The 12,734-nt window shown below is 38.8% G+C and carries 10 protein-coding genes and 1 pseudogene; 1 reads left to right on the top strand and 10 read right to left on the bottom strand.

Features of this window, described 5'->3' with window-relative positions; translation table 11 throughout:
* Positions 1–42: 42 nt before the first annotated feature.
* The 8 genes and pseudogenes from ACTJKC_RS01575 to guaB all read right to left on the bottom strand — a co-directional run.
* Positions 43–458, bottom strand: a pseudogene (locus ACTJKC_RS01575) (hypothetical protein); the annotation flags it as partial.
* Between the two features lie 12 nt (positions 459–470).
* Entirely contained in the window at positions 471–656 is a 186-nt protein-coding gene (locus ACTJKC_RS01570; RefSeq protein ID WP_440789647.1) for a hypothetical protein, read from the bottom strand.
* A gap of 79 nt (positions 657–735) precedes the next feature.
* Positions 736–2,364 (bottom strand): acyl-CoA carboxylase subunit beta, encoded by a 1,629-nt coding sequence (locus ACTJKC_RS01565; RefSeq protein ID WP_440789645.1) that lies wholly within the window; start codon positions 2,362–2,364, stop codon positions 736–738.
* A 244-nt stretch (positions 2,365–2,608) separates the two neighbouring features.
* Positions 2,609–3,148, bottom strand: coding sequence for a hypothetical protein (locus ACTJKC_RS01560; protein WP_440789643.1), 540 nt, complete (start codon positions 3,146–3,148; stop codon positions 2,609–2,611).
* Between the two features lie 58 nt (positions 3,149–3,206).
* Positions 3,207–3,668, bottom strand: coding sequence for a MaoC/PaaZ C-terminal domain-containing protein (locus ACTJKC_RS01555; RefSeq protein WP_147229518.1), 462 nt, complete (start codon positions 3,666–3,668; stop codon positions 3,207–3,209).
* A 153-nt stretch (positions 3,669–3,821) separates the two neighbouring features.
* A complete protein-coding gene (locus ACTJKC_RS01550) occupies positions 3,822–4,415 on the bottom strand; it encodes a TIGR00730 family Rossman fold protein (RefSeq protein WP_440789641.1) in 594 nt (197 codons plus the stop codon).
* A 362-nt stretch (positions 4,416–4,777) separates the two neighbouring features.
* The gene (locus ACTJKC_RS01545) at positions 4,778–7,357 is read right to left on the bottom strand and encodes a TonB-dependent receptor (protein ID WP_440789639.1); all 2,580 of its coding nucleotides are present in this window, start codon (positions 7,355–7,357) and stop codon (positions 4,778–4,780) included.
* A gap of 748 nt (positions 7,358–8,105) precedes the next feature.
* Positions 8,106–9,575: an IMP dehydrogenase gene (gene guaB, locus ACTJKC_RS01540; RefSeq protein WP_440789637.1), complete on the bottom strand. Its 1,470-nt coding sequence runs from the start codon at positions 9,573–9,575 to the stop codon at positions 8,106–8,108.
* 215 nt (positions 9,576–9,790) lie between these two features.
* On the opposite strand from guaB, the gene ACTJKC_RS01535 reads away from it, so the two are divergent.
* Entirely contained in the window at positions 9,791–10,075 is a 285-nt protein-coding gene (locus ACTJKC_RS01535) for a pyrimidine/purine nucleoside phosphorylase (RefSeq protein WP_440789635.1), read from the top strand.
* Between the two features lie 134 nt (positions 10,076–10,209).
* On the opposite strand, the gene ACTJKC_RS01530 is transcribed toward ACTJKC_RS01535, so the two are convergent.
* Together ACTJKC_RS01530 and ACTJKC_RS01525 are read right to left on the bottom strand one after the other, a co-directional pair.
* The gene (locus ACTJKC_RS01530; RefSeq protein ID WP_440789633.1) at positions 10,210–11,481 is read right to left on the bottom strand and encodes a M16 family metallopeptidase; all 1,272 of its coding nucleotides are present in this window, start codon (positions 11,479–11,481) and stop codon (positions 10,210–10,212) included.
* The gene (locus ACTJKC_RS01525; protein WP_440789631.1) at positions 11,474–12,718 is read right to left on the bottom strand and encodes a M16 family metallopeptidase; all 1,245 of its coding nucleotides are present in this window, start codon (positions 12,716–12,718) and stop codon (positions 11,474–11,476) included. Before ACTJKC_RS01525 ends, ACTJKC_RS01530 begins: the two co-directional genes overlap by 8 nt.
* Positions 12,719–12,734 lie beyond the last annotated feature (16 nt).

Genomic DNA, 12,734 nt, shown 5'->3' with positions numbered 1-12,734 from the left:
CGGCATCTTAAGATGAAGTATTCTCCTGATAAAAATGTTTAGTTAATAAAAGATTGTATCGATAAAATATAAAATTCCATTTTTTGAGATCACATTTTCATCATGCAAATCTTCAAAAATAACCCCTAAATTACTATTAATGTAATCATTATTCCGATTATTAGTGAAATTATTAAAAGCTAAAAATTGCTTTACGATGCTCAGGTCTGTAATTTCTGTAGATATAATAAATTCTTGTTTGACAACGGCATGAAGAATGTCATCAATAAATTTAAAATCTAAAATTCGTAGGCAGTTGCTCGAAAAAAATAATTGTGAATGAGAAGACTATTGAAATAATCTATCCAATACTCATAAAAAATCGCATCATTAACCTTAATCACATGAAAATCATCATGATAATAAACCCTTTGTTCAGCACCTGCACTGATAAATTTATTTTGATTGATTTCTTCAGGATAGAATAAGTTCTAGTTTGTGGCAAATTCTATTAAATAGAGCGCTTCTTCACCTTTGAGATACTTTTGTTTTTTAGATCCGATGCTTGTCTTCTCATTTGCTCTAAGGAAATTTTGCACTTTTTTAAGTTGGCTTGTTGTCCCAACTGATCCATCTCTGAAAATGATATTTTGTAATTCATTTTTAATACCTCTCATTAAAAGCTTATGCCAAAGTTAACAAATTATTTTTCCTAAAAAATATCCCTATACTGTCAGATGATAACATCTGAAAGTACTAAGTTTGTATTACGCCCAAATTAAACTTCCTGGTAATCGGCGATTGATTAGCCGCTTCAATTCCCATCGAAATTACCTTCCTGGTTTCTAACGGATCGATGATCCCATCTACCCAAAGTCTTGATGCCGCATAATATGGGGTGGTTTGGCTATTGTACTTATCGGTAATTTCTTTTAATAACTCAGCTTCTTTTTCTGGAGTAATCACCTCTCCTGTTGCTTTTAAAGAAGCTTGTTGAATTTGCAATAATGTTTTTGCTGCCTGCGATCCACCCATTACGGCAATTTTTGCTGTTGGCCAGGCATAAATTAACCGTGGATCGTAAGCCTTACCGCACATGGCATAATTACCGGCACCGTAAGAATTACCCAAAACAATGGTGAATTTTGGCACTACAGAATTAGCCACTGCATTTACCATTTTTGCACCATCTTTTATAATGCCTCCATGCTCTGAACGGCTGCCGACCATAAAACCGGTAACATCCTGTAAAAATACTAACGGAATTTTCTTTTGATTGCAGTTCATAATAAAACGTGAGGCTTTATCAGCACTATCAGAATAAATTACGCCACCGAACTGCATCTCTCCTTTTTTCGATTTGACCACTTTACGTTGGTTAGCTACAATGCCAACCGCCCAGCCATCAATCCGGCCCAAACCGCAGATAATACTTTGCCCATAGCCCTGCTTATATTCTTCGAACTCAGATCCATCAACCAAACGGTTGATCACATCCATCATTTCGTAAGGTTTATCCCTGTTTTCGGGAAAAATACCATACAGTTCTTCTTCTTTTTCCTTTGGTTTAACAGCGGCAATGCGATCGAAACCCGCATTTTCCGGCGCACCCAGCATGCTCATGATATTTCTGATGCTATCTAAACAGGCCTGATCGTTAGGGTGTTTATAATCGGTAACACCCGATATTTCGCAATGTGTGGTTGCCCCGCCCAGGGTTTCGTTATCAACTTCTTCGCCAATGGCTGATTTTACGAGATAAGAACCTGCTAAAAATACGGAACCGGTTTTATCGACAATCATGGCTTCGTCGCTCATAATCGGCAAATAAGCACCACCAGCCACACATGCCCCCATAATGGCCGAAATCTGCACAATACCTTCTGACGACATGATGGCGTTGTTACGAAACATCCGTCCAAAATGTTCTTTATCAGGAAAAATTTCATCCTGCATTGGTAAATATACCCCTGCACTATCTACCAAATAAATTACGGGTAAACGGTTTTCCATGGCAATTTCCTGTGCGCGGAGATTTTTCTTTGCCGTCATCGGGAACCAGGCACCGGCTTTAACGGTAGCATCGTTGGCCACAATCATACATTGCCTGCCACTTACATACCCGATTCCGCATACTACACCTGCAGACGGACATCCGCCCTGTTCTTTATACATGCCATCGGCAGTGAAGGCTCCGACTTCTAAAAAGTCAGAATCTTTATCGATTAAATAAGCAATACGCTCGCGGGCCAAAAGTTTTCCTTTTTCTTTTTGCTTGGCGGCATTTTTTTCGCCTCCACCGAGGTATATTTTTTTGAGTTTGGTTTTCAGTTCGTAAACCAACTGTTTGTTCACATCCTCGTTTTTGTTGAATTCGATATTCATGGAGGCAATTTAAATTTAATTTTAGAAAAACAGCATTGACCAAATCGGTTTCTGGTCTACGCGGATAGGTAACAGCAAAGCGCGCAAAGAAAGGCCCGCAAAGATCGATAAGTTTTTATAATCGCTTTACTTTATAGCCACAGAGATCACAAAGAAAAAAGTACAGAGCACATTGAGAAGTTTAAAGTATAAGATCCACTAATTGCAAAATGCTAACGCTAACCACCGAACGCCAAACACTGAACTAATCTTGATAAACTACCCCGTCAATCTTTACTTTTTGATATTTTTCTGCCCAACCTTTGCCTTTAATGTATTTGACTTCGGATGGATGTCCTTTTAAGTTGGGGTGATAAACCGGATCGAAAGAAAAAGTCATTTCGTTATCCGATTTCTGAACAACAGTTACCTGGTTATCGTTTTCATCCTTTTCGCCCGTGGTAAAAAACTTCTCTCCTATTTTGGCATTAAAATCAGCGCGGATATAGGTTTTGGTAGGATCGTCGGGATAACTTTCGATGAGTTTGTTATTTTCATCTATGCGCAGGTAAAATGTGCTGCTGGCATCACCTCCAACCAGGGAATAGAATTTATAAAAAAGCTTTTTATTAATCCGTACGGTATCCTTGATTTCGGTATAAGACATATTGTTCATATACCACAAATTACCGATCTGCATGGGTAAAAATGAATCGGCAGCAAGATCCTGCTTTTTGCTTTCCTGACAGGAGAACAAAAACAAACCTGCTAAAATTAAACTAAGCGATGTGCTGATTTTTTTCATAAGTATAATTACTTTTATTATTAACGCTAAAAATCAGCCATACGCTACAGCATATTAACTAATTGATAAAGTGGTATAAGAAAACTACCTCGCCATTGAATGCAGGTTTCTTTTGATCTTCAATTTCCATTTCTATAGCCATATTTACCTTAGTTACGCCACGCAGGTTAATAATTGAAGCCAGTTTAGCTTTTAATCTTACCTTGCTGTTTACAGTAACCGCCTGTGCAAATCTTAAACTTTCGATCCCATAATTGATCTCCATTTTTAGATTCTGAATATCGACTATTTCTTTCCATAAATACGGAATTAAAGATAGGGTTAAATAACCGTGTGCAATAGTTGCTTTAAAGGGTCCTTCGTTTTGTGCCCGTTCTTCGTCAACATGAATCCATTGATGGTCTAAGGTAGCGTCGGCAAATTTATTGATCTGTTCTTGTGTAATGGTGTGCCATGAAGAAACGCCTAATTCCTTGCCAAGGTATTGTTCAAATTCTGCGTGGGAGGTAATGATTTGCATTGTTGTATGTATTTAGCGCCAGGCATTTTGCGGATGGCGGGTTTATATTTTTTATTTTGATTGATGGTTTTATAGTCAATAGATCATTGTTTTATAGGCGATTATCATAGATCGTATCTAAACTTTCCATTTAACCATAAAGTGGTAGTATAATTAACTCAAATTCCTTTCTTTAAACCAAACTTCATCAGGAATGGCTGAGAAATTGTCCATCTTGTCGATTAAAATTTCTGCATCTGCTTCGTTAAAAACGAGGTCGCGGTTGGCAGGTTTTAAGAATCTGCTCTGTACCATCATTTCCATTTGGGCAAAAAGCGGATCGTAAAAACCATTTACATTTAATACACCAATGGGTTTATTGTGCAGGCCGAGCTGTAGCCAGGTAAGCACTTCAAAAAATTCTTCGAGTGTACCAAAACCGCCGGGCAGAATCACAAATCCATCACTTAAATCGGCCATTTTTTGTTTTCTCTGGTGCATATTTTCAGTTACGATCATTTCGGTTACCCCTTTATGCCCAACTTCCTTATCCATTAAAAATTGCGGAATAATGCCGGTAACCAAACCACCTAATTCCAATACGTCGTTGGCCAAAACCCCCATTACACCTACACTGCCACCACCGTAAACCAACTTAATTTGTTGCTTTACCAATGTTTCTGCCAACTGTTTTATTGCATTGCGCAACTGCACATCGCCATTAAAGTTTGAGCCACAATACACACAAACCGAATTAAGCTTATTCATTATTTTAAAATTTACCGAAGTTAAGATTTTATCGGCTTTCTGTAAATTTTTATTCTGCACAAAGCTGTTACAGGATTTATTACGGGTAAATGACCGAAATATTTTTCTTGCCAAGAACCACCAGCTTTGCTAAATAAACCTGATTGCAGAGGAAAGCCCGCAGCGCAGCGAGGACTTGAAACGGAAAGCGGGGCTGCATCTCCCGATTAATATCAGCACACTCATTTTCTAAAAATATTGACCACCTTAGTCACTTGAGGAATTTAAGTTTTTTCCTGTATAAATAAAAAAAGGAGCGGCATTACACCACTCCTTTTTAACCAAATATAAGAGATAAAAGATTTACTTTTTAATCTACAACTTTAGAAAGTATAACGGATTGTAGCACCATAAGTTCGAGGATCGCCAAGCACACCTGCATATAAACCAGAATTACCTGCCGCAGCCTGTAATTGCTCGTAGTAGTTTTTATTTGCAAGGTTTCTGCTCCAAACAAATAATGAGAATTTATCCGATTTAAAACCTAACCTGGCATTGAATAAGGCGTAACCTTTGACATTTAAAACACTGGATGGTGTAGGGTTCGAAGAGTATTCTGAACGGTAACTGGCATCACCAGCAATAAAATACCTGCCTTCTTTAGTAGCCAGGTTGCCTGCTGTGCTTAACTCTGTACCACCAGAAATGTTCCATTTAGATACGCCTGGTAACCTGCCGCCCGAAGCGTCTTTAAATGCAACCTGTGTGGCAACGCCATTTACCAGTTCGGTATGGCCGGTTTCTTCTAAAGGAAGTGGGGCATTGGTAAATTTAACATATTTCCCATCAAGATAAGCCAAAGCAGCATTTAAGGTTAAGAACTTTTCGAGCTGGTAACTTCCATCAATTTCCAGTCCTTTTACCCTAACCTTTTCGGCATTAGCCAGATACCCCCTGTTTACACCTAATTGAGGTGACTGCACATTGGTTTGGTAATCTTTGATATCGGTATTGAATAAACTAAGATTTACAATAGCACCTTTAAACGGCTTTGTTTTAGCACCTAATTCGTAATGTTGAACATATTCCGGTTTAACCACAGCTACCGATAAATCGGCTGCTCCGGTTGAAGTAGTTGGCAAACCACCTACGTTAACACCAACCGGTTTGTAAGCGGTAGAGAAAGTTCCGTAAACATTTAAGTTGTGTGTTGGACGGTATGAAACGGTAAAGTTTCCTGATAAATTGTTATTATCTACCTTTGTTGTAAACTGCTGATTAGCATATACAGCTGCTTTGAGCGCTAATAAAGCTGCGTCATTAGTTTGCAAACCACCATAAGTTACCCGATCATAATCAACATCTTTTTTATCATAAGTATATCTTAAACCAGGTAAAACGTGCAGGTTCTTTAAAACTTCCCAATCTACCTGTGCAAAAACAGCGGCACTTAACGATTTGATAGTAGAGTTGGTTTTAATCCCGAAGCCATCCAGTAAACCAGGGGTTGAATATAAAGCCTGGCTACCTGTGTTGCTGGTTTGTACAAATCTCCATTGATCTTTACCTACTTCTTCTGTTTGGGCCAATCCTTTTAAATTCTGACCTAACAAATACACTCCGACTACACCACTTAATTTATCGGTGATGTTACCTGCATATCTTATTTCCTGCGAGTATTGATCGTGGCGCGAAGTACCCTGCGATTTGGTTAAAGCCGCTAACTCTGAGAAATCCCTGTCGTTGGTAGGGTCCCAGTTCCAGAATCTCCAGGCGGTAGTTGAGGTAAGTGTTCCGTTACCAATTTTATAATCTACGTTTAATGATATACCACCGATAGACTGATTATGTCTCCAAGGCGTATTGGTATTGATTTCCCTTGAAAAAGGATCGATTTTAGGCTGCTGATAACCTAAATCGGAAACAATTTTAGCGTACTGGCGGTATGCACTTCTCTCTGTAGTAGCAACACCCGCAATTACCAATGGATAACCTGCCGGATGCTGAATGCTTACATCACCGCTTAATAATACCTGTAATTTTTCTGAAGGGGTGTAATACAACTGGCCTTTGAAACCAAGGTTATTTTGTCCGCTGTATTTACGTTCTTCCCTAGTGTTCCAGATGGTACCATCACGTTGTGTACCCGAAATAGAAATTTTTGCAGCAAGATCTTTCGCAAGCGCACCAGAAACAGAGGTTTTAGCCTGAATGAAATTATAATTTCCAGCGCTTAGCTCTACTTTTGCACTTGGCGTTAAAGTTGGTTTACTTGTGGTGATGTTAAATGCACCTGCAGTGGTGTTTTTACCAAATAAGGTACCTTGCGGACCGCGAAGAATTTCGATCTGCTCGATATCAAGAAAATCGGTTGAGGTTGCAGCCGGACGGGCATGGTACACACCATCTACATAAAAACCTACACCCGGATCGATACCATCGTTAGTTAAACCGAAGGTTGAACCTAATCCTCTGATGTTAAGCGTTGTATTTCTGGCATTCGAGGCATATAACTGCACCGAAGGAACCAATTCTTTTAAACGGTTAACGTTAAAAGCACCGGCATTTTCTGCTGCACGGCCACCGATTACGGTAATCGGAATAGGCACATCCTGTAAAACTTCTGAACGGCGGCGTGAGGTTACCACAATTTCATCTAAAAGGGCACTTTCTACCAAAATCAGTTCAATCGGTGTATCCTGATACCTTAAAATCTGAAAATCCTGAGGTTTGTAACCTACCGAACTTACCTGAAGGTAAAATGGCGGTTCTTGTTTTGCATCGATTTTGAAAGCACCGTTATCATCGGCGCTTACGGTAATATTGGTGCCCCTAACTTTAATGGTTGCACGGGGTACCGGCTCACCGCTGGATTTTTTGATAATACCTGTTATTGGACTCTGGGCAAAAGCAATGCCTGCCGAAAGCAAAAATGAAAAGAGAAAGAGTAAACTTTTGTTCATGATTTAGTTGATAGTTTGTTTTATTTATTGTTGGATTAACGGCCCGTTCGAAAGTATTCGATTACTGTTTTAGCATGGCAACAACAATAGAAGCGTGATTTTTGATTAGTTTTCATAATTATTATATAAATCCTATGGATTTAGTCGACAAATATATTAAAAAATATTAGCTGCCAAATTTTATTTTGTGAATTTTTATATTACTTATGGTTTTTAGAATTTACTTTGGAGTTAAGTTTCGGTTCGTGGCGACACGAACCGAGGCGGAGAAGTTAAGTACTCTTTCTAAACCTAGCAGGTTTTAAAAACCTTCGAGGTCTGGCATAAAACAAAACGGGGCTATCGTAAACCGATGCCCCATTCATTTAGTCTTTAAAATTATCAGGCATTTTCATTTACCCTATACTTTAGCCTTACACCATAAACCTAAGTTTCGTTTCGTGGCGACACGAAACGAAACGAGGCGAGGGCGAGGAGTTTATAAATCTAACCTGCTCCCAAGATCCTCTGTTTTAGGTTAAATAAACCTGATAGAACGGAAAGCCCGCAAGCGAGGAACGAGTGCGGACTTGCAGGGATAGCAGGGCTGCACGACCCGAAGCGTTACAGCAGGTTATTTTCAAAATACAAACGAGGATGATGGTAGACAAAAAACGGGGCTGTCGTAAACCGATGCCCCGTTCATTTATTCCTTAAAATTATCAGGTATTTTCATTTACCCTATACCTTAAGCCTTACACCATAAACCTTATCTGGTATAATTAGGTGCTTCTTTAGTAATGGTGATATCGTGTGGGTGGCTTTCGCGCATGCCCGCAGCGGTAATCTGTACAAACTGTGCTTCTTGTAATGCTTCAATATTTGCTGCTCCACAGTAGCCCATACTTGCACGTAATCCGCCAATATACTGGTACATTACTTCGGCCAAAGTACCTTTAAACGGCACACGACCAACAATACCTTCGGGAACCAGTTTTTTAATATCATCTTCAACATCCTGGAAATAGCGGTCTTTAGAACCTTGTTCCATAGCTTCTATTGATCCCATACCACGGTATGATTTAAATTTACGTCCTTCGTAGATAATGGTTTCACCCGGTGATTCTTCAACCCCTGCAAATAACGAACCTGCCATTACAGTGCTTGCACCAGATGCAATTGCCTTTGCAATATCACCAGTATGTTTTATACCACCGTCAGCAATAACCGGTACACCAGTACCTTTTAAAGCTTTAGCACATTCGTAAACAGCATATAACTGAGGAACACCAACACCGGCAATAATCCTGGTGGTACAAATAGAACCCGGACCAATACCCACTTTAACGGCATCGGCACCAGCATCAGCCAGGAACTTTGCAGCAGCGCCTGTAGCAATATTACCAACAATAACCTGTAAATCAGGATATTTAGCTTTTACTTCTTTTAATTTATTAACTACACCTTTAGAGTGACCGTGAGCCGTATCGATGGTAATTACATCAACTCCGGCTGCAACCAAAGCATCAACCCTTTCAATGGTATCGGCAGTTACGCCAACCGCAGCACCTACGCGTAAACGACCACGTTCATCTTTACAGGCAACAGGATAATTTTTAACTTTTGATATATCTTTAAAAGTAATTAAACCGCTTAGATAACCATCTTTACTTACTACCGGAAGTTTCTCGATTTTGTGGTTCTGCAAAATTTCTTCTGCCTGTACCAAAGTAGTTCCCTCTGGTGCAATGATTAAATTATCTTTGGTCATTACCTCAGAAACCGGGCGTTTCATATCCTTTTGAAAACGAAGATCCCTGTTTGTAATAATACCAACCAATTTATTATCGCTGCTTACCACCGGAATACCACCAATTTTGTGCTCTTTCATAATTTTGAAAGCATCAGCAACTACAGCCGTTTCCAGTAAAGTTACCGGATCCTGGATCATACCACTTTCAGAACGTTTTACTTTACGCACTTCAGCAGCTTGTCTGTCTATAGTCATGTTTTTGTGCAACATCCCGATCCCACCATTTTGTGCAATGGCAATGGCAAGTTCAGCCTCAGTTACAGTATCCATTGCGGCAGAAATCAACGGAACATTAAGTTTGATTTTTTTAGTTAAAAAAGTGGATGTATTTACTTCACGGGGCAGAATTTCTGAATATGCGGGTACTAATAGTACGTCATCGTACGTTAAACCTGTGGCAATAAATTTTGTGGAATCGAGTTGCATAGCAAATAAATTAGGATTTATTATTTGCCAGGCAAAGATACGGAAATAACGCGAAAATAAAAGTATAAAGATAAAAATGCTTAAATATTGAGCTTGGCTGACAATTGACGGTAAGCATAATAAATTTGAAATAAATGTTTATTATTATTGTGCCGATCAAAAAGACAACTTTTGAGAAGTAAAAGTAAGCTCAAAAAAATCCTCACCTTATAATTATGATTACTGAAAACCAATATTTTGATGGCAATGTAAAATCGCTGGGCTATGAAACCACCGAAGGCAAATCGACAATAGGCATTATAAATCCCGGAGAATACACATTCGGAACCGCCCAAAAAGAAATTATGCACGTTATAGAAGGCGAATTGGAAGCCTTGCTTCCTGAAACTACCGACTGGCAAACCTTTAAAGCCGGCAGTAATTTTGAAGTACCTGCCAATTCATCATTTAAGGTAAAAGCGACGGTACAAACGGCATATTTATGCCAGTATAGGTATTAAAAAAGACTTTATATCATCAATGCAGGATTGTCATTCTGAGCCTGTCGAAGGTCGCTTTAAAGTATGTTTTAGGCGTTTCGAAAGGCTCAACATGACAGTTTCTGACAGACATTTTTTAATTGGCTTGGCAAGATTTATTTCTTTCCAATTACCACTTCAGTAAAGTTCTCTGTTGTAAGGTATTTATTAGCCAGTGCCATTAATTCTTCAGCTGTAATGGTTTTTACTTTTTCGATATATTTAGTGTAATAATCGTAATCTAATCCTGAAAAATAAATATTCTTGAATTTATCGGCATGCGAGAAAACATTTTCCAGACTGCCCAACATAGAACCTAGCATATAATTACGAACCAGACTCAACTCCTCCTCCCCGATCAATTCAGTTTTTAAAAGCGCTATTTCTTTGTAAATTTCTGTCAGAGCCGCAGCGCAAACATCAGCACCTACCTCGGTAGAAATAAATAGATAACCCGCTTGTTGTAATGAAGAAATGCCAGATCCAATGCCATAGGTGTAACCCTTGTCCTCACGGATGTTATTCATCAAACGCGAACCAAAATAACCACCTAATACAGTATTTAAAATCTGAAGCCCCGAAAAATCTTCATGCTTGCGGTTAATGGCTATTTGGCCAATTCTGATGGCAGACTGCAATGCTTCTGGTTTTTCAGTATAAATAACCTGTTTTTCTGTAGCAGTAAAATTGAAACTGTTTTTTACGGCATTACTTTTTTCCCAATTTTTACCGAAAGCATCATTCAATAAATTAAAACTTGCTTCGTCAAATTTTCCTGAAACAATAATAGTACAGTTATTTGGCGCATAAGCTGCTTTAAAATATTCGATCAGGTCTTCCCGTTTTAGTGCATCATAATGTTCAGCCTGTATATTTACACCATAAGCGGTATCGCCAAATAAAGCATGTGCAAATTCCTTTCTTGCCAGAATATCGTTTTTCTTTAAGTTTACCTGCAGTTTTTGTTTCTGGTTTTGAATATAAATATCAAGCTCGTGTTGTGGAAACTGACTTTCTGATAAAACATCTTTCACAATCGGCAGTACTGAATGTAAATGTTTATTCAGCGTGTAAAGGGTAACAGACGATTGATCCTGAAGATATTCCGTTTGAAAAAACGCCCCATAAAAATCGATCTGCTCGGCTATTTCCTTTGAAGTTAACTTATAGGTTCCATTATTAATCAGTGAGCTTACCGCAATGGCCTGTAATGGTTTATCAAGTTTCCAGTTTACGTTTTCGAAAATAAATTCGATACGCACTAAATCCTGCTCACCCGAGTAAATGGTAAAAACAGGAACACCGTTATCCAGTGCTTTTTTTTCCGGCTGGATAAAATTTATAGTCGATACCTGCTTAAAATCAGGCGCCTGTTGTCTGTTAAGCATGTTCTTCCGTTAAATAATATAAAGTTGATGATGAATTTGGGCTAAAAGTTTCGTTAGAAATCCGTTTAATGTCTTCGGCTGTAACTTTTAAAAACGCCTCTGTTTCCTGGTTTAATAAAGCAGCATCGCCTAATAGTTCATAATAAGCCAGGTTCATGGCTTTATCCAAAAGGCTCATTTCAGAAAAAACCAGTACCGATTCTACCTTGTTTTTTACTTTAGTTAATTCAGCATCTGCAACTAACTCAGCCTTAAGTTTATCCAGTTCTGCCCAAATGGCTTTTTCGGCAGCTTCTATTGTGATTCCTTCTACCAGTTTACCTTCAACGATAAATAAACCGGGATCCAAACTGCTTGAAATGTAGGCATTGATATCACTAAATAGCTGTTGCTCTTTTAATAAACTGTTGTATAAACGGGAAGATTGTCCACGCGATAAAATATCCGATAACAAATCAAAAGCATAATAATCCTGGTTTAAACGTCCGGGCATTTTAAAAGCCATGTAAATCGCATTTAAAGGCACATTTGCTTTAACCGTTTCTTGTCTGGCTTCTGTTTGCGGTTCTTCCTGAACTAAATCCCGAACATATTTCTCACCGGCAGGGATAGGCTCGAACCATTTTTCGGCCAGTTTTTTTACCTCTTCCGTTTTCACATTTCCGCCCACAACCAAAATGGCGTTCTGCGGTGTATAATGTTTTTTAAAGAATGCTTTTACATCCTCCATGGTTGCATTTTCGATATGCGAAAGTTCTTTTCCAATGGTTGCCCAACGGTAAGAATGCTTTTTGTAAGCAAGTGGACGCAATTTTAGCCAAACATCGCCATAGGGCTGGTTGAGGTAACGTTGCTTAAATTCTTCACTTACCACATTCCGCTGTGTATCTAAACTTTTTTCAGAAAAAGCCAGGCTCAGCATACGGTCGCTTTCCAGCCAAAACGCGGTTTCTATGTTTTCTGCAGGTAGCGTAATGTAATAGTTGGTAATATCATTACTTGTAAAAGCATTGTTTTCGCCTCCTACCCTTTGCAAAGGCTCATCGTAACTTGGAATGTTTACCGATCCACCGAACATTAAATGCTCAAATAAGTGTGCAAAACCGGTTTTTTCAGGATCCTCGTCGCGGGCACCCACATCATATAAAATATTTAAAACTGCCATCGGGGTTGTAGCATCTTCATGTACTAAAACATTTAACCCATTGGCTAGTGTAAAACGATTAAAATCTACCATATCTAATTTTAGAACC

Source organism: Pedobacter sp. 22226 (genome assembly GCF_052045455.1).
In the GTDB taxonomy this organism is placed as follows: domain Bacteria; phylum Bacteroidota; class Bacteroidia; order Sphingobacteriales; family Sphingobacteriaceae; genus Pedobacter; species Pedobacter jeongneungensis.
Note: the sequence above shows the minus strand (reverse complement) of the source record. Positions and strands in the feature narration are given on the sequence as shown.

Bases quoted from the DNA above. Each gene is read 5' to 3' on its own strand.
- ACTJKC_RS01555 (WP_147229518.1), bottom strand. From the start codon at position 3,668: ATGCAAATCATTACCTCCCACGCAGAATTTGAACAATACCTTGGCAAG.
- ACTJKC_RS01570 (WP_440789647.1), bottom strand. From the start codon at position 656: ATGAGAGGTATTAAAAATGAATTACAAAATATCATTTTCAGAGATGGA.
- ACTJKC_RS01535 (WP_440789635.1), top strand. From the start codon at position 9,791: ATGATTACTGAAAACCAATATTTTGATGGCAATGTAAAATCGCTGGGC.
- ACTJKC_RS01560 (WP_440789643.1), bottom strand. From the start codon at position 3,148: ATGAAAAAAATCAGCACATCGCTTAGTTTAATTTTAGCAGGTTTGTTT.
- ACTJKC_RS01525 (WP_440789631.1), bottom strand. From the start codon at position 12,718: ATGGTAGATTTTAATCGTTTTACACTAGCCAATGGGTTAAATGTTTTA.
- ACTJKC_RS01550 (WP_440789641.1), bottom strand. From the start codon at position 4,415: ATGAATAAGCTTAATTCGGTTTGTGTGTATTGTGGCTCAAACTTTAAT.
- ACTJKC_RS01530 (WP_440789633.1), bottom strand. From the start codon at position 11,481: ATGCTTAACAGACAACAGGCGCCTGATTTTAAGCAGGTATCGACTATA.
- ACTJKC_RS01545 (WP_440789639.1), bottom strand. From the start codon at position 7,357: ATGAACAAAAGTTTACTCTTTCTCTTTTCATTTTTGCTTTCGGCAGGC.
- guaB (WP_440789637.1), bottom strand. From the start codon at position 9,575: ATGCAACTCGATTCCACAAAATTTATTGCCACAGGTTTAACGTACGAT.
- ACTJKC_RS01565 (WP_440789645.1), bottom strand. From the start codon at position 2,364: ATGAATATCGAATTCAACAAAAACGAGGATGTGAACAAACAGTTGGTT.